The sequence below is a fragment of the Bradyrhizobium sp. NBAIM14 genome, from assembly GCF_020193895.1.
GTDB lineage: Bacteria > Pseudomonadota > Alphaproteobacteria > Rhizobiales > Xanthobacteraceae > Bradyrhizobium > Bradyrhizobium yuanmingense.
On the sequence record NZ_JADYVQ010000003.1, the window covers coordinates 213518 to 231043 of the forward strand.

Annotated in this window: 13 protein-coding genes and 1 tRNA gene; 3 read left to right on the forward strand and 11 right to left on the reverse strand. The window is 65.9% G+C overall.

The annotated features are described in order from the left end of the window. Positions 1–80: 80 nt before the first annotated feature. From I6F28_RS09935 to I6F28_RS09970, 8 genes are all read right to left on the reverse strand, one after another. On the reverse strand, positions 81–971 hold the full coding sequence (locus tag I6F28_RS09935; RefSeq protein WP_057029550.1) for a crotonase/enoyl-CoA hydratase family protein: 891 nt from the start codon (positions 969–971) through the stop codon (positions 81–83). A gap of 162 nt (positions 972–1133) precedes the next feature. Beyond that, on the reverse strand, positions 1134–2552 hold the full coding sequence (locus I6F28_RS09940; protein WP_225139806.1) for an amidase: 1419 nt from the start codon (positions 2550–2552) through the stop codon (positions 1134–1136). Then, positions 2545–3717, reverse strand: coding sequence for a M20 aminoacylase family protein (locus tag I6F28_RS09945; RefSeq protein ID WP_036015333.1), 1173 nt, complete (start codon positions 3715–3717; stop codon positions 2545–2547). Before I6F28_RS09945 ends, I6F28_RS09940 begins: the two co-directional genes overlap by 8 nt. A 14-nt stretch (positions 3718–3731) precedes the next feature. Then, positions 3732–5237, reverse strand: a complete 1506-nt coding sequence (locus I6F28_RS09950; RefSeq protein ID WP_225139807.1) for a M81 family metallopeptidase — start codon at positions 5235–5237, stop codon at positions 3732–3734. 234 nt (positions 5238–5471) lie between these two features. Continuing rightward, entirely contained in the window at positions 5472–7121 is a 1650-nt protein-coding gene (locus tag I6F28_RS09955; RefSeq protein ID WP_225139808.1) for an ABC transporter ATP-binding protein, read from the reverse strand. A 129-nt stretch (positions 7122–7250) separates the two neighbouring features. Beyond that, positions 7251–8138, reverse strand: coding sequence for an ABC transporter permease (locus I6F28_RS09960; RefSeq protein WP_225139809.1), 888 nt, complete (start codon positions 8136–8138; stop codon positions 7251–7253). 18 nt (positions 8139–8156) lie between these two features. Then, entirely contained in the window at positions 8157–9098 is a 942-nt protein-coding gene (locus tag I6F28_RS09965) for an ABC transporter permease (protein ID WP_036029753.1), read from the reverse strand. Positions 9099–9319: 221 nt separating this feature from the next. Continuing rightward, entirely contained in the window at positions 9320–10450 is a 1131-nt protein-coding gene (locus tag I6F28_RS09970) for a M20/M25/M40 family metallo-hydrolase (protein ID WP_036015323.1), read from the reverse strand. A 267-nt stretch (positions 10451–10717) separates the two neighbouring features. Between I6F28_RS09970 and I6F28_RS09975 the strand changes: the two genes are divergently transcribed. Continuing rightward, a complete protein-coding gene (locus I6F28_RS09975; RefSeq protein WP_036015319.1) occupies positions 10718–12325 on the forward strand; it encodes an ABC transporter substrate-binding protein in 1608 nt (535 codons plus the stop codon). A gap of 383 nt (positions 12326–12708) precedes the next feature. Here I6F28_RS09975 and I6F28_RS09980 read toward each other — a convergent pair whose 3' ends face one another. After that, a complete protein-coding gene (locus tag I6F28_RS09980) occupies positions 12709–13959 on the reverse strand; it encodes a multidrug effflux MFS transporter (protein WP_225139810.1) in 1251 nt (416 codons plus the stop codon). Positions 13960–14284: 325 nt separating this feature from the next. Here I6F28_RS09980 and I6F28_RS09985 point away from each other — a divergent pair, with 325 nt between their 5' ends. Further along, a complete protein-coding gene (locus tag I6F28_RS09985; protein WP_225139811.1) occupies positions 14285–15595 on the forward strand; it encodes a hypothetical protein in 1311 nt (436 codons plus the stop codon). Positions 15596–15605: 10 nt separating this feature from the next. Here the strand turns inward: I6F28_RS09985 and I6F28_RS09990 are convergent. Further along, a tRNA-Leu gene (locus tag I6F28_RS09990) sits at positions 15606–15694 on the reverse strand. 173 nt (positions 15695–15867) lie between these two features. On the opposite strand from I6F28_RS09990, the gene I6F28_RS09995 reads away from it, so the two are divergent. Next, complete coding sequence (locus I6F28_RS09995) at positions 15868–16290, forward strand: twin-arginine translocation pathway signal (RefSeq protein ID WP_225139812.1); 423 nt, start codon at positions 15868–15870, stop codon at positions 16288–16290. Positions 16291–16315: 25 nt separating this feature from the next. On the opposite strand, the gene I6F28_RS10000 is transcribed toward I6F28_RS09995, so the two are convergent. Continuing rightward, positions 16316–17518: an FAD-dependent monooxygenase gene (locus I6F28_RS10000; RefSeq protein WP_225139813.1), complete on the reverse strand. Its 1203-nt coding sequence runs from the start codon at positions 17516–17518 to the stop codon at positions 16316–16318. Between the last annotated feature and the right edge of the window lie 8 nt (positions 17519–17526).

Consider the following 17526-nt stretch of genomic DNA (forward strand, 5'->3'; position numbering starts at 1 on the left):
AGGCCTGTCGACCGACTGTCCATGCGCACTTGGCATGGATCAAACAGCCGAGTTGCGCGTTATGGCGCGCTACGCGCTCGTCACTTGTACTCGCGCTCCGTCCACCACGGGAAGTAATCCGGCATGTCGGTGGACACCTTGTTCTTGAAGTGCGCGGGACGCTTCTCCAGGAACGACACCACGCCTTCCTTGACGTCGTCCGAGCGGCCGCGGGCGTAGATGCCGCGGCTGTCGACCTTGTGGGCTTCCATTGGATCGTCGGCGCCCATCATGCGCCACATCATCTGGCGGATCAGCGCGACCGACACCGGCGCGGTCTTTGCCGCAAACTCCTTGGCGAGCGCTCGGGCGGTCGGCAGCAGATCATCGGGGGCCACGACCTTGCTGACGAGGCGGCCCGCAAGCGCTTCCTGCGCCGGGAAGACACGGCCCGAATAGCACCATTCCAGCGCCTGCGAGATGCCGACGATGCGCGGCAGGAACCAGCTCGAGGCCGCCTCGGGCACGATGCCGCGCTGGGAGAACACGAAGCCGAAGCGCGCGGCCTCTGAGGCGATGCGGATGTCCATCGCGAGCTGCATGGTGACGCCGATGCCGACGGCCGGGCCGTTCACCGCCGCGATCACGGGCTTGAGGCATTTGAAGATGCGCAACGTCACTTGGCCGCCGCCGTCACGCACCTGCGGGTCGCTATAGTCGACCTTGCCGTCGGCAAAACGCTTGACCGGCCCGCGCCGCGCGTCGCGGTCGAACGTGTCGGCACCGGAGGAGAGATCGGCGCCTGCGCAAAAACCGCGCCCGGCGCCGGTGACGATGATGGCGCGGACATTGTCATCCTTGTCGGCAGCGTCGAACGCGTCGATCAGTTCGGCTTGCATCTGCGCGTTGAAGGCGTTGAGCTTGTCGGGCCGGTTCAGCGTGATGGTGAGGATCTGATCGGCGACCTCGTACTTGATGGTCTCATACGCCATGGCTGGTTTCCTTCCCTGTTTCTTTGTCGCTCTCTCTAGCACGTCATTCCGGGGCGCGCGAAGCGCGGGCCCGGAATCCATTTGTCCACATCAGTAATGCGGATGAGTGGATTCCGGGCTTGCGCCAAGAGGGCGCAACCCGGAATGACGAGCGAGCGTTTGTTACGCCGGCGGCTTCGGCCAGGGCCGCTGCGGGCCGCGCAGGCCTTCGAACGCCTTGGCCATGCCGAGCACGCCGATGTCGTCGAAGCGGCGGCCGATGATCTGCACGCCGATGGGAAAACCCCTGGCGTCGAAGCCGCCGTTGAGGGAGATCGCCGGGTTCTCCGACATATTCCACGGCACGGTATAGGCGATGTGCTCGAACGGCTTCATGGGATCGTTGGTCGGCGACGCCCATTCCGCCGGAAAGTTCACGTTCGGCGCGGTCGGCGAGATCACATAGTCCAGCTCGCAAAAGAGCTTCGCCGCAGCCGCGCGGATCGCCATGGTCTGGTTGAAGCCGCGGATGACGTCGACGCCCGAGAGCTTGGCCCCGGACTCGCCCCACTTGAAGATATAGGGCAGCACCTTGGCCTGCTCGGCCGGCGTCAGCTTGGACAGATCGTCCCACATCCGCGCGCGCCAGAAATTGTCGAGGCCGTCGAGCATCTCGCGCGTGAGGATGCCGTCGACCTCGGTGACGACGCTGCCTGCGGACTCGAATGCCTTCGCGGCCTTCACTGCGACCTCGCGCACCGGCTTCTCCAGCGCCAGGCCGCAGCCGGGATCGAGCATCAACCCGATGCGTAGTTTTCGCGGAGATTTCTCCAGCCCCTTCCAGTTCAGCAACTCGGCCGGCAGGCTCATGCCGTCGCGGCGGTCGGGCTTTGCGATCGCGCTCATCATCAGCGCGCAATCGTCGACCGTGCGGGTCATCGGGCCTGCGACACGGCCGACATAGGTGGGGTCGATCGGCACGCGGCCAAAACTCGGCTTCAGGCCGACGAGGCCGCACCAGCCGGCGGGCAGGCGAACCGAGCCGCCGATATCGGTGCCGAGATGCAAGGGCCCGTAGCCGGCCGCGGCGGCGGCGCCTGCGCCGGCGCTGGAGCCGCCCGGGTTCTTGCTGAGATCCCACGGGTTGCGCGCGAGCGCATGGAACGAGGAGAGCCCGGAGGACAGCATGCCGTAATCGGGCATGGTGGTCTTGGCGAAGATGATGCTGCCGGCCTCACGCAGCCGCGCAGCGGGCGGCGCGTCCTTCTCGGCCGGCACGAGCTTGACGCTGGCTGCCCCCAGCGGCACCGGCACGCCTTTGGTCGCGATGTTGTCCTTCACCGTGACGGGTACGCCGTCGAGCGGCCCGGAGGGCTCGCCGCCGGTCCAGCGCGCGGTCGAGGCCTTTGCGGCCTCGCGCGCGCCATCGGGGTCGAACGCATAGAGCGCCTTCAGATGCGGTTCCCACGCCGCGACATGCGCGAGCACGTCCTCCAGCACCTCGCTCGGCGAGAACTGCTTGGCACGATAACCCGCGATCAGGTCGACCGCGGACAGATCGTGCAGCGAGGTGACCGCTTCCTCGACGCTCTTTTTATGCATTGCCACCCACCGGCATGCGCGTCTCGACGATGCGGGCGAACATGCTGGCACCGATCGGCAGGATCTTGTCGTCGAGCACGAAGCCGGGATTGTGCACGGGCACCGAGCCGTCATGGCCGACCCAGAAGTAAGCGCCGGGAATCGTCTCCAGCATGTCGGCGAAATCCTCGCTGCCCATCTTCGGCTGGATGCGGGTGATCACGTTGGCGGGATCGACGATGGTGCGCGCGACCTCCTCGACCACCTTGGACTGCTCGACCTGGTTGACCAGAACGCCGAACGTGTCGCGGATGTCGGCTTCGATCGTGCACTGATAGGCGGCGGCGATGCCGGCGCAGATGGTGCGGATGCGCTCGGCGATCAGGGCGCGGACTTCGTTCGAGAAGGTGCGGATGGTGCCGCACAGATGCGCATCGCCCGGAATGACGTTGTAAGCCGAGCCGGCATGGATCTGGGTGATCGAGATCACCGCGGCTTGCAGCGGGTCGACGTTGCGGCTGACGATGGTCTGGATCGCCTGCGCCAGTGTGGTCGCAATGACAACCGCGTCCTTGGAGCGCTCGGGCATCGCGCCATGCGCGCCGTAGCCGGTGATGCGCAGGTCGAAGAAGTCGGCACTGGCCATGGCCGGGCCCGGCAGGATCGCGATCTCGCCATGGTTGAGGTCGGGCGCGTTGTGCAGGCCGTAGAGCTCGTCGCAGGGAAATTTCTCGAACAGCCCGTCCTTGATCATGGCGCGGGCGCCGCCGAGGCCTTCCTCGGCCGGCTGGAAGATCAGATGCACGGTGCCGTCGAAATTCCGGGTCTCGGCGAGATAGCGCGCGGTGCCGAGCAGCATGGTGGTGTGGCCGTCATGGCCGCAGCCGTGGAAGCGGCCGGGGATCTTCGAGCTCCACTTCAGATTGGTGTTCTCTTCCATCGGCAGCGCGTCCATGTCGGCGCGCAGCCCGATGCGCTTGCTGCCGGTGCCCTTGCCCTTGATGACGCCGATCACGCCGGTGCCGCCGAGGCCGCGATGCACTTCGATGCCCCAGCTCTTCAGCTTGTCGGCGACGATGCCGGAGGTGCGCACTTCCTCGAAGCCGATCTCGGGATGGGCGTGGAGGTCGCGCCTGATTGCGGTGAGCTCGTCGGCGTAGCCGTCGATGCGATCGATCGTGGGCATGTGGTCCTGTCCGGTTAGCGTGAGGGAGGCGTGAATACGGGGCCGTTCGGCTTGATGCGGATGCCCGGGCGCAGGCGCGTCCAGGGTAGCGAAGCGGTGTCGGCCGGCATCGCACCGGGCGCGGCACAGATCATCAGCTTCTCGGCGATCGGCTCGAAATCGGCGCGGAAATGCACCGAGCTCTTGTTGACCAGGATTTTCTGTTCGGTCGGCTCGATGCCGACATAGCGGTACATCGCCTGGTCGGCGAGCTGGGCCTTGTGCGAAGAGACGACGATGCGGACATCGCCGATGCGCAAGGCTGCGGACGGGCCCATCTCCATCTCGCGGCCGCCGTAATAGGGACCGGGCGCGATGAAGCGGCCGTCCGAGAGCTGCTCGACCACGAAGGTCTCGCGATAGGGCTCGTCGCCGGGGATGCCGGACTTGCCGCCGAGCGACAGCGTCACGGTGGCGCCGACGCCGGCTGCGTGCGCGGCCTTGGCCGATTCCGGATCGTAGATCGCGCCGGTTGCGGCACTCGCCTTGTTGCGCACCAGCGCGCGCAGCATGCCCGTGGTGTCGGAATCGCCGCCGGCGCCCGGATTGTCCTGGGTGTCGGCGATGATGATCGGCTTGCGCGCGCCCTTGGCAAGTTCCATGGCGTGGCGCACGCCGTCGTCGGGCGTCCAGATCTTGCCGTCGAAATCGTTCTCGTGGCTTTCGATCAGCTTCAGAAGCGCGTCGGCCGCACGATCGGCGTCGTGTTGCGTCTTGCCGTAGGCGAACACGCTGGGGCCGCAGTCGCGGAAATCGGCGGCGGGAAAGCCGGGCGCGAAAGAGAGGGTGGGAACGGCATCGCTCTCCAGCGCGGCGAGTCTTTCGTAGATGCCTTTGGTGGGCTGGTCGTTGGTGCATTGCCAGCTGATCGGGATCAGGAATGGCAATTGCCGGAAGGCCTTTGCGAAGCGCTGCTTCGTCTGCAGCAGCAGCACGAGATGGCGCGCGCAGGCGCGGCCGGTCTCGGCCATGTCGACATGCGGATAGGTGCGGTAGGCGATCAGCGCGTCGGCATGCTCCATCATCTCGGGCGTGACGTTGGCGTGGAGATCGAGGCTGGTGACCAGCGGAACATCCTTACCGATGACGCGGCGCACGCGCGCCAAGATCTCGCCTTCGCCGTCGTCGAGATGCTCGGTCACCATCGCGCCGTGCAGGTCGAGATAGACGGCGTCGATCGGGCCGGCGGCGGCGATGCCGTCGACCATGACCTTCACGATGCGCTCGAATGCGTCTTCGGTGACATGCGCCGACGGGCTCGCGCCGCAGGCGATGGTCGGAATGAGTTCCCAGCGGTTCGCCTCGGCGCTGTCGACGAAACCGGCGAGCCCGACATTGATGCGGCGCATCACCTTCAACACGTCGGCACCTTCAGTCATCGCCGGCCAGCCGCCGCCATGCTGGAAGTCCGCGAATGTCGCCTTCGTCGGAGCGAAGGTGTTGGTCTCGTGCAGGAAGCCGCCGACGGCGATGCGTGTCATTCAGTTCAGGTCCAGCGTTGAAAAGTGCGCGACGTTAGCCTTGGCTCTGAGGAGAGGGCAAGGTGAGAGGCCATCGTGCCACGCATAGGGTCAGATCGATTTGGGAATGCTGCTCCGCCGTCATTCCGGGGCGCGCGTAGCGCGAGCCCGGAATCCATCGTGCGACAGAGTTCGCAGCCTGATGGATTCCGGGCTCATCGCTTCGCGATGCCCCGGAATGACGAGTGGAGAGACCTAGGCCGTCGCCCCCACGCCCTCGGCCACCGGCCTGAAGTTCGCAAAATCCCAACCCCGCCCGGGCGCCGCATCCAGCAGCGCCTTGGTGTAGGCCTCCTTAGGATGCGTCAGCACTTCGGCGGCCGGTCCCTGTTCGACGACGCGGCCGTGCTGCATCACCACGACCTCGTCGCAGATCTGGGCTGCGACGCGGAGGTCGTGGGTGATGAACAGGATGGCGATGCCGAGCCGCTTCTGGATCTCGTCGAGCAGCTCCAGCACCTGCGCCTGCACCGAGACGTCGAGCGCGGAGACCGCTTCATCCGCGACCAGCACGTCCGGATCGAGCGCGAGTGCCCGGGCGATCGCGATGCGCTGGCGCTGGCCGCCGGAGAATTGGTGCGGATAGCGCGACACCGCATCCGGCGGCAGGCCGACCAGCTCGAGCAACTCGCGCGCCCGCTTCATCGCGTCGGCGTGCGCCACGCCGTAATTGACCGGGCCTTCGGCGATGCTCTCGCCGACGGTGACGCGCGGATTGAGCGAACGATAGGGATCCTGGAATACGATCTGGATCTTCTGCCGATGCGGCTGCAACAGGCGGCGCGAGATGTCGGCGATCTCGCGGCCGGCGAGGCGCACGCCGCCGGAGGTCGGATCGATCAGGCGCACGATGCAGCGCGCAACCGTCGACTTGCCCGAGCCGCTTTCGCCGACGATGCCGAGCGTGCGGCCCTTGCGCAGGGTCAAGGTGACCTTGTCGGCAGCGACGACCTCGCGGCCTTTGCCGAAAAAGGCGCGCTCCTTGTAGACCTTGCTGAGCTCGTTGGCCTCCAGCACCACGGGCTCGCGGGTTTCCTCGCGCGGCGGGCGCGGCACCAGGCTCGGCACCGAGGAGAGCAGGTTGCGGGTGTATTCCATGCTCGGATTGCGCAGCACGGTCTCGAGCGGACCGGTCTCGACCAGCCGGCCCTGCCGCATCACCGCGACGCGGTCGGCGATCTCGGCGACCACGCCCATGTCGTGCGTGATGAACAGCACGGCGGTGCCGTGATCGCGCTGGAGCTCGCGGATCAGCGACAGGATCTGCTTCTGCGTGGTGACGTCGAGCGCGGTGGTCGGCTCGTCGGCAATGAGCAGCTTCGGCTCCAGCACCAGCGCCATCGCGATCATGATGCGCTGGCGCTGGCCGCCGGAGAGACGGTGCGGGTAGGAGGCGAAGATGCGCTCGACCTGGGGCAGGTGGACCTGCTCCATCATGTCGAGAATGCGCTTCCTGCGCGCTTTGGCATCGAGTTTGGTGTGGGCGCGGAGCACCTCGTCGATCTGGCGGCCGACCGGCACCACCGGATTGAGCGCGGTCATCGGCTCCTGGAAGATCATCGCCATCTTGGTCGCGCGGAGCTGGCGCAGGCGGCGGTCGGTGGCGGTGAGCAGCTCCTCGCCGACCAGCTTCACGCTGCCGCCGGTTGGCACCAGCGTGCCCTTCGGCAACAGGCCCATGGTGGTGAGCGAGGTCACCGACTTGCCCGAGCCGCTCTCGCCGACGAGGCACAGCGTCTCGCGCTCGCGCACCTGGATCGAGATGCCGTCGATGATGTTGGCGCCTTTCGGCTGCTTGCCGATGGAGACGACGAGGTTGTTGATGTCGAGGATGGTGTCGGTCACGTCAATTCTCTCCGTCATTCCGGGGCGCGACAAAGTCGCGAGCCCGGAATCCATCGGGCCGCAGCACGCGTGGTGAAATGGATTCCGGGCTCGCGCTACGCGCGCCCCGGAATGACAACGCTACTTGTTTCACTTCCCCTCCCGCTGCTTCATGCGCGGATCGAGGGCGTCGCGGGCGGCGTCGCCGATCAGGTTGATGCTGAGGATGGCGATGGAGAGCAGCAGGCCCGGCCAGAAGATCAGCGACGGCTTGATCTGGAAGTACTGGCGGCCCTCGGCCATGATGTTGCCCCAGGTCGGCGTCTCCGGCGAGATGCCGGCGCCGAGGAAGGAGAGGATCGCCTCGGTCAGGATGGCGCTGGCGCAGATATAGGTGCCCTGGACGATCAGCGGCGCGATCGTGTTCGGCATCAGGTGGCGCCACATGATCTTCGGCAGGCTCGAGCCGACCGAGATCGCGGCCTCGACGTAAGGCTCCTCGCGCGCCGACAGCACGACCGAGCGGACCAGGCGTGCAACGCGCGGAATCTCGGGGATCGTGATCGCGATCAGCACGGTCCAGAGGCTGGCGCCGGACAGCGACACCACGGCGATCGCGAGCAGGATGCTCGGCATTGCCATCAGGCCGTCCATGACGCGCATCATCACGGAATCGACCAGCTTGAAGAAGCCGGAGACGAGGCCGATCGCCAGCCCGATGGCGATCGACAGGATCGCCGCACCGATGCCGATCAGAAGCGAGATGCGGCCGCCATAGATCACGCGCGACAACACGTCGCGGCCGTAGGCGTCGGTGCCGAGCAGGAAGTGTGCGGAAGATGGCTTGAGCCGCTGCGACGGGGCGAGCTGGATCGGATCATGCGGCGCGATCAGCGGCGCGAGGATTGAGACCACCACGATCAGCGCGAGCAGGCACGTCGCGGTGGCGATGATCGGGGTCGAGGTGAGGAATCCGAATCGCGGCCGCAGCGGCGACGTGATCGGAATGGAGGACTGGGGAAGGGTATCGACCGACATTTTGTTCTTGTCCTTGCCTCAGTACCGGATCCGGGGATCGAGCAGGGTGTAGGCGACGTCGATGAGAAGATTGACGACGACGTAGATCAGCGAGGTCAGCAGGATCATCGCCTGGATCACCGGATAGTCGCGCGCCAGCACCGCATCGACGGTGAGACGCCCGATGCCGGGGATGTTGAACACGCTCTCGGTGACGACGACGCCGGAGATCAAGAGCGCAAAGCCGGTGCCGATCACGGTGATCACGGGCACGGCGGCGTTGCGCAGAGCATGGCGCATCATCACCGCAACCTCGTTGATGCCCTTCGCGCGCGCCGTTCGCACGTAGTCTTCGCCGAGCACGTCGAGCATCGCCGCACGCGTCATGCGCGCGATCAGTGCGACGTAGATGAAGGACAGCGCGCAGGTCGGCAGGATCATGCGCTCGAAGAACGGACCGAAGCCGTTGAAGATGCTACGGAAGCCCTGCACCGGCACCCAGCGCAGCTCGATCGCGAAGACCTGGATGAGGACATAGCCGACCACGAAAACCGGCACCGAGAAGCCGAGCACGGACAGACCCATCACGAAACGGTCGATCCAGGTGCCGTGCTTCCACGCCGCGATCACCCCCAAGGGAACTGCGACGATGACGGCGAGGATGATGGTGCACAGCGCGATCGAGATCGACGGCTCGACGCGCTGGCCGATCATCTTCATCACCGGCAAATTGGAGATGAGCGACGTCCCGAGGTCGCCGTGCAGCAGCTTGTTCACCCAGGTGACGAACTGCACGATCAGCGGCTCGTTGAGGCCGAGCGATTCGCGGATGCGCTCCAGCCGTTCCGGGGTCGCGTTGTCGCCGGCGAGGATCGCGGCGGGATCGCCGGGGGTGAGGCGGAGCAGGAGGAAAACGAACAGCGCGACCACGCCCATCACGGGCACGGCGGCGAGAATTCGGCGAAGGAGATATCCGAGCAAGTTGGATCCGTCAGTTTAGAGTCAAATTGGGCAGGGCTCTTCGGCCAGCCTGCCATCAGCCTAACATTTCAGCAATTCCCGTGCCACGAGGGCCACAGTTTTTGCGGTGCAGCCAATCTTCGTAGGGTGGGCAAAGCGGAGCGTGCCCACCTGCTTTCGGTCGGGAAAACGGTGGGCACGGCGCTTTGCGCCTTTTGCCCACCTACGGGATCGCTTCGCGATCACTCCAGCGTCGCCAGCAGCCCCGCCATCAGCCGTCCTCGCTCAGCGAGACTCTCGACTTCGATATACTCTTCGAGCGTGTGGACATTGCCGCCGCGCACACCGAGGCCGTCGAGCGTGGGGATTCCCATCGCGCCGGTGAAGTTGCCGTCCGAGCCGCCGCCGGAGCTTGCATGCGGTAATTCCATGCCGAGAGATTTGGCAATGCCGCGGGCCTTCTCGTACAGTGCCATGGTGCCGGCATTGGGCTCCCAGACCGGCCGCGTCACGCCGCGCGTGACCTTGAAGCTGACGTCGTTGCTGGTGCCGGACAACGCCAGCATCCGCTCGACGCCGCGGTCGAGATCGGCCTGGCGCTTGGCCATGGAGAGCGCCTCGCCCGTCGCCGTGGTAGCAACGCAATTGACCCATTGGCCGCCATGCACGACGCCGACCGAGAAGGTGCAGTCCTCCGTCGTCATGGCGTCGATCGCGAGGATCTGTCGCGCCATCTCGCGGATCGCCGAGCGTCCCGAGGACAGCGTCGCGCCGGCGTGGCTCGGCCGGCCCGTCGCTTCGAGGTTGAAGCGTGCGATGGCGTAACGTCCGGTGGTGACGCCGTTGTCGGCGCGGCCGGGCTCCGGCACCAGCACGTATTTGTTGCGCGCGGCTTCCGCCTCGATGATGTCGCGCGTGGAGGGCGTGCCGACTTCCTCATCCGGCGTGAACAGCACGGTGATTGGCAATGGGGTCGTGAACGAGGCGCGTGCCAGCTGGCGGATGGCTTCCAGCGAGAGGTAGTTGCCGCCCTTCATGTCGTAGATGCCGGGGCCATAGCACTTGTTGCCCTCGCGCCGCCATTTCAGCTTCTCGATGGTGCCGACCGGGTGGACGGTATCCATGTGCCCGGCGATCAGGATGCCGGGCTCGCCCTGCTTCGGATGGGGGAAACGCGCGCGGATGACCCCGCCGAAGCCCTGGCGGCCGGCGATGCGCTCGATCGTCGCACCCATGATCGCCATATCTCGCGCTGCGATATCGAGCATGCGGTCCACGGCACCGGCATCCCAGGTGGGGCTTTCGCATTCGATCCAGCCGCGCAGGCCTTCGAGCATGGCCTCGGAATCAAAGGGAAGATTGGCAGGATTCATCTCAATGTCTCTCAAGCTTGGAAAGATGGAACGCGCATTGCATTGGCGCGGACGGGACAAGCGGAGGGTGTTGTAGAGCCAAACCGATCTTTGTGGAGCCCGTGCGCGCGCCGCAAGGGCTTGCACCGAAACCGGATTGACGCGCTTCACCCTGTCTGCAAGTCTCGAAAGACGAAGGCATTGCATGAGGTTAGTTCGCCCAACGAACGAACCTCATGCTCAATCAATAACCTGCCTTTGAACAGTTTCACGTCAGGAGAACTTTCTATGTTCCACTTCATGCGCCGGGGGCCTCGCGCGTTCGCCTCCACACTTGCGCTGTCGGTCGTCGCGCTTTCGACCGCGCTGGCCTCGCCGGTGCTCGCGGCCGGCAAGACTCTCACGGCGGTGCTGCATTCGGATTTGCGCATCATCGATCCGATCTTCACCACGGCCTACATCACGCGTGACCACGGCTACATGGTTTACGACACGCTGGTGGCCACCGACTCGAATTTCAAGGTCCAGCCGCAGATGGCGGACTGGAAGGTCTCCGACGACAAGCTCACCTACACGTTCACGCTGCGCGACGGCCTGAAGTGGCATGACGGTGCGCCGGTGACGGCGGAGGACTGCGTCGCTTCGCTGAAGCGCTGGGCTGCGGTCGACGGCATGGGCCAGAAGCTCATGGACTTCACCGCCAGCATCGAGGCGACCGACCCCAAGACCATCACGCTGAAGCTGAAGGAGCCCTACGGCCTGGTGCTCGACTCCATCGGCAAGCCGTCCTCGCGCGTCGCCTTCATGATGCCGAAGCGCCTTGCGGAGACGCCGCCGGACAAGCAGATCCCCGAGCAGATCGGCTCTGGTCCGTTCAAGTTCGTGCAGGGCGAATTCCAGCCCGGCGTGAAGGCGGTCTACGTCAAGAACACTGACTACGTGCCGCGCAAGGAGCCGGCGAGCTGGACCTCCGGCGGCAAGGTGGTGAAGGTGGACCGCGTCGAGTGGATCACCATGCCGGACTCGCAGACCGCGGTGAACGCGCTGCAGTCGGGCGACATCGATTTCATGGAGAACCTGCCGTTCGACATGCTGCCGGTGCTGGAAGGCAACAAGGAGCTCACCATCGAGGTCCTGAACAAGTTCGGCTTCCAGACGCTCGGCCGGATGAACTTCCTGCATCCGCCGTTCGACAACGTGAAGGTGCGGCGTGCTGCCTTGCTGGCCCTGAACCAGAAGGACGTGCTCGACGCGCTGGTCGGCAACGCCAAATATCAGAAGATCTGCGGCGCGTTCTTCATTTGCGACACGCCGCTCGCAACCGATGCGGGCTCCGAGACCCTGGTCAAGGGGAACGGCATGGCGCAAGCCAAGAAGGCGCTCGCCGAGTCCGGCTATGACGGCACGCCGATCGTCATCATGGCCCCTGGCGACGTCACGACGCTGAAGGCGCAGCCGATCGTTTCGGCCCAGCTGCTGCGCGAGGCCGGCTTCAAGGTCGACCTTCAGGCGACCGACTGGCAGACGGTGGTGAGCCGCCGCGCCAGCCAGAAGCCGCCGAAGGAAGGTGGCTGGAACATGTTCTTCACCAACTGGGTCGCGGCCGACGTGTCCAACCCGATCGCCAATCTCTCGATCGGCGGCCAGGGCAAGAAGGGCTGGTTCGGCTGGGCGGAGGACGCCAAGATCGAGCAGCTCAAGGACGCTTTCGTCCGCGCGGCCTCGGTCGACGATCAGAAGAAGATCGCCGCCGACATCCAGAAGCAGGCCTATGAGCAGGTGATCTACATTCCGCTGGGGCAGTATCTCATCCCGAGCGGCTGGCGCAAATCGCTGACGGGCGTGCTCGACGGCCCCGCGACGCCAGTGTTCTGGAACATCGACAAGAAGGAATAAAGCATGATCCGGAAAAGTGCGAAGCGGTTTTCCGGAAAGATCACGCGCAAACAACAACCTAAAGCGCGATGACGATCATCCGAATCTCATCGCGCTTTACGCGCCGCGCGCCTTGCATGTGAATACGAACGGCGCCGCAGTTTCCTGCGGCGCCGTTTTTTCTATGAGGCGGTCTGTGATCGCGCTCGTCTAGCAGTGGCTGTCGCGCAGCTGCTCGAGCCCTTCACTCATGAATGCCAAGCTCGAGTCCATTCGTTCATCGGAACGAGGCTGCGAAATCGGCTGTTCGATCTCGGACGCGGGCTGATCCGATCTGTTCTCTTGTTCCATCTCGCCAATCCTCTGAATTGCTGCAGTACAACATCGCGAGGGGCGGGAAGTTCCTAGCTGATCGGGCGATGATGCGGCCTGAACAGCCGCCCTTTCTCCACCACCAGCACGATCGCGAGCGCGGCGAGGGTGGATAGGAAAAAGCCGATCGAGAACGGCAGCAGCGTGCCGTCGAAGCTCTGCCCGATTGCCATGCCGACCACGATCCCGATCAGCGTGGTGATCGAGCCGTACAGCGAGGAGGCGGTGCCGGCGATGTGGCCCTGCGGTTCCATCGCCAGCGCGGTGAAGTTGGCGACCATCATGCCGAACGAGAACATCATCAGGGCCGAGAGCACCATGAACAAGGCGAGCGACAGCACGCCGAGGCTTTCCGTCAGCAGCATCACGCCGGCCACGGCCGTGTAGAGCGTCAGCGCGCCGTGCGAGATCACGCGCATGCCGAGCCGGCCGACCAGCCTCGCATTGAGGAAGCCGGCGATGGCTGTGCCGGCGGCAATCGCGGCGAAAGCCAGCGGGAAATATTGGCCGAGATGATAGATGCCGGTGAAGACCTGCTGGGCGCAGAAGACATAGGCGAACAGCGCGCCGATGACGCTGCCGGCGGCGGTAGCATAGCCGACGGTCTGGCGATGGGTCAGGGTCTGCCGGAATGCCGAGAGCACGTCGGAGGGCGCCAGCGACCTGCGCTTCGACTCGGGAAGCGTCTCGGGCAGCCGCAGCACGCACCATGCGAGCGCGAGCAGGCCGTAGAGCATCAGCACCACGAAGATGCCGCGCCACGCCGTCACCAGCAGCACCGCCTGTCCGAACGAGGGCGCGACCACGGGCACCGCGATGAAGATCATCATGGCGAGCGACATCACGCTCGCCATGCGGCGGCCGACATAGCAGTCGCGCACGATCGAGGTCGCGATCACGCGCGTCGCCGCGGTGCCGAGCCCCTGGAGCGCACGCGCCAGCAGCAGCGTCTCGAACGAGGGGGCAATGACCGCCAGCACGCTCGCCACCGCATAGACCGCCATGCCGCCGAGCAGCACCGGTCGGCGCCCAAAACGGTCCGACAAGGGACCCATGACGAACTGACCGGCGCCGAAGCCGATCAGGAAGGTCGACAGCACCAGTTGCAGGTGGTTCTCGACGGGAATCTTGAAGGCGGCGCCGATATTGGGCAGCGCCGGCAGCATCATGTCCATCGCGAGCGGGTTCAGCGCCATGATGGACGCGATCACGATGACGAACTCCGGAAAACCCATTGGGCGGTGTCCCGCGGACACCCAACCGTCGGCATTGACGTCGGACAAGAAGCTTACCCCTGCAATCAAGCGACTTATCTAGCCCTGGTGCTGCGTTGCACAACCCATGTTTCGGGATGGCTGGCAGGCGGAGCAGGAGCGGTCAAAAACGGGTGAGGGCCCGTCGCCGGCCTGATGGGCCATCCGGGACCTCGTCGCCGCGCACATCGAAGCGTTTTCCAAGCGCGTCGCCGGAGGGCTGGGCCTGCAACCAGGGATTCACCATAAGATCGGGCGCGGCACGCCGGGGAGATGAATCGGCAACCCGTCCTGTCCATTGTGGCTGGAGCGGCTGCCGCAACGGCGCAGCGAGAAGCCAAACAGGGTATCGCCCGTGTCCGACATATCAGGTGCAGCACGATGGTTGGCGCCTGCGGCCAAGGCTGCCAGGCGCAACGTCTGGCTTGCCGGCGTGGTCACGCTGACCGCGCTGCTGGTGCTCGGTAATCTCGCCAACGATGCCTCGCTCGACCTGCCCTATGGCTGGGACGTCCGGGTCAATTGCGCGGCGGTCGATGCGCATGCCGACGGGCTCGATCCCTACTTCGTCAAGAACCTGAAGGGCACCACCTATTCTTATCCCTATCTGCCGGTGACGCTGGACGTCTTCCGTCCCCTCTGCGCGGGCGGCGTTCTGCTCGATCATTACCGAAGCATCTTTCTCGTCCTCGCCGTGCTCTGCGCGCTGCTTCTGCCCGGCCTTGGCCGGACGCGTGCCAGCGCGCGCGATGCTGGCTTGAAGGTGCTCTGCGCGCTCGGCGCGTTCGTCGGTTTCGAATTCGTGGTGGCGTCGGGGAATTTTGCGCTGCTGAGCGGAGTGCTGACCGCGATCGCGCTGAAGCTCCTGCTACGCCCGCTCGCGTCCGAACAGAATTCGAACTTTTCCTCGCGCCTCGCCGGCGCGGCGCTGCTCGGCCTCGTGACCTCGTTCAAGCTGGTGTTCGTCCCGGTGCTGGCGGCGCTCTATTTCCTGCCGCTGCCGCGTGGCCGCAAGCTGGCCTTGATCGCGGTGGCCGCGTTCGCCTTCGCGTTGCCGCTCGCGCTGTCGCGCTTGCTGTATCCCGATCTGTTCGCGAGCTGGCTGCTCGCGATCGCAGGACAAATTCCCGGTCAGCATGCCGTCGGTCTCGTGGAGAGCAATCCGTCGCTGTTGCTGCTGGCGCGCGACCTCATGGTCCAGGCCGGCTTCGGTGACGGCAAGCCGGCGATGTTGGCGGCCTACGCGTTCGCGGCACTCGCGCTCGTGCTCGTGCCGTTCGCGCTGTCCGTCCTACGCGCGGCCGCGAGCGGATCGGTGCGGGCAGGGGCATCGCTGCTGACGCAGCTCGATCGCTGGCTGATGGATCACCCGCGCACGGCGATGCGCATCACGGTGCTTGCCATGTTCGCGCTCTATCTCAGCTCGCCGCGTCTGAAGGAATATGCCTTCTTCGAGCTCGCGCTTCTTGCCGCGATCCTCATCGTCGATCTTCCGCCCCTGGCGCTCGCCGCCATCCTCGGCATCGGCCTCGCCTTCCCGGCACTGGTCTCGCTTCTGGGCGCGCCGATCGAGGGCACCTTCATCCTCCTCGTCATCGCGCTGATCTGCTTCTGGATCGTGCTGCTCGATTTCCGCGCAGAGCCCGAGCGCCTCGAGCAAGGGTGATACAAGCTAGTGGTGCGGGCAGCCGGGGTCGAACCGGCACAGCGCTTGCGCACCGAGGGATTTTAAGTCCCTTGCGTCTACCAATTCCGCCATGCCCGCTTGATCCAACGAGATCAAACACTTAAGTCCGTTCCGGCGGTCTGGAATTGGCGGCGTTTCGCGCCGGAGGGACGGTTCTTCCTTAAGCGAGCCGGGGGCACAAGGCAAAGCCTCAATCCGGACATCTGTTGCTGCTTTAGGCATTCTCAATCCACGGGGGCTATTCATCCGGCATGGCTGCTTCGTTTTCCTTTTGGCTGCGCGGCTTTGGCGCGCTGTTCGCGCTGCTTGCGGCTGGCCTCGCGCTGTCCGGCTGCGCCGGCGTGAGCGAGACGATCGCACCGGCCTTTGCCGATCCCGCCAAATACGAATTGTACGATTGCAAGCAGCTCGAGACCGAGCGCAAGGACCTCGCCAAGCGCACCGCCGATCTGCAGAGGCTGATGGAGAAGGCCGAGACCGGGGCCGGCGGCGCCGTCGTGTCCGAACTCGCTTATCGCAACGATTATATCGCCGTGCGCGGGCAGGTCCAATTGGCCGAGGATGCCTGGCGCCGCAACAGATGCCGGGAGACGCCGCCCGAGGCGCCGCCGCCTCCGGCATCGCCCGCGGCCAGCGCCAAATCCGCGTCGAAATCCGGCAAAGCGGCCCACTGAGGCATGCTGCCGGCGGCGCGCCGCATCAGGGCCGCCAGCCGTAGATCCAGTCCTGTCGCGCCAGCATGCGCTCTGGGCCGAGCGCGCGGATCGCAAGATCGCGTGCGAGCGCGAGCGGCCCATTGAGATGATAGATGCGGCCCTGCTGCCGCGCGGTCCGCTGCACCCGCCGCACCCGCGCCTGGCGGGCACGGCCGTATTGCGTCAGCGCGGCGGCAACCGCTTTGCTGCTCTCGGCGGCCTCCGGGCTCAAATGCCGGGCGAGCACGGCGGCATCCTCGATCGCCATGCCGGCCCCTTGGGCTGCGAACGGCAGCATCGCGTGCACGGCATCGCCGAGCAGCGCCACCGAACCCTTGCTCCAGGGGCAGCCGTCCGGCACGCCGAACAGCGCCCATTTGCGCCAGCTGTCGACCGCGGCGAGCAGCATCCGCGCCGCCGGCGGCCAGCGCGGGCCGGCAAAGGCGTCCATCACCTCGCTGATATCGCCGGGCGTGCTCCAGCCCGGCCGGTTCCAGGTGCCCGGCAGCACCGCGACCACGTTGATCTGGCGCCCGCCCGCAATGGGATAGGCGACCAGATGGGCGTTCGGCCCCATCCAGAGCTGCACCCGGCGCGCGGTATAGTCCTTCGGCAATTGCGTGGCATCGAGCGTGCCGCGCCAGGCGATCAGGCCGGAAAAGCGCGGCTGCACCTCGGGAAACAGATGCTGGCGCACCGTCGACCAGATGCCGTCGGCGCCGATCAGCGCGCTGGCGAGATCGCTGCGGCGGATCGTGCCGCTGCGATGGACCACGGTCAGGCCCTTGGCGTGAGGCGCGACGTCCTCGAAGGTCGCGCCCAGCTTCAGGTCGATGTCGGGATGGTCGGCGACGGCGCCGGCGAGGGCCGCTTGCAGGTCGGCACGGTGCACCACCCAATAGGGCGCTCCGGCGCGAAGCGAGGCGGCTTCGCCGAGCGGCATGCGCAGCAGCTCGCCGCCGGCGCGCGCGCTCATGATCGAGAGCGCTTCCGGGGTGACGGCGCGCAGCTTGAGGCGTTCGGTGAGGCCGAGCTCGACCAGCACGCGGCTGGCATTGGGCGAGAGCTGCAGGCCGGCGCCGACCTCCTCGAGGCGTTCGGCCTTCTCCAGCACGACGATGCGGAAGCCGCGGGCGGCGAGCGCGAGCGCGGCCGTCAGGCCACCGATGCCGGCACCGGCGACGACGATCGTTCGGGAGAGCGCCACCCCTTAAC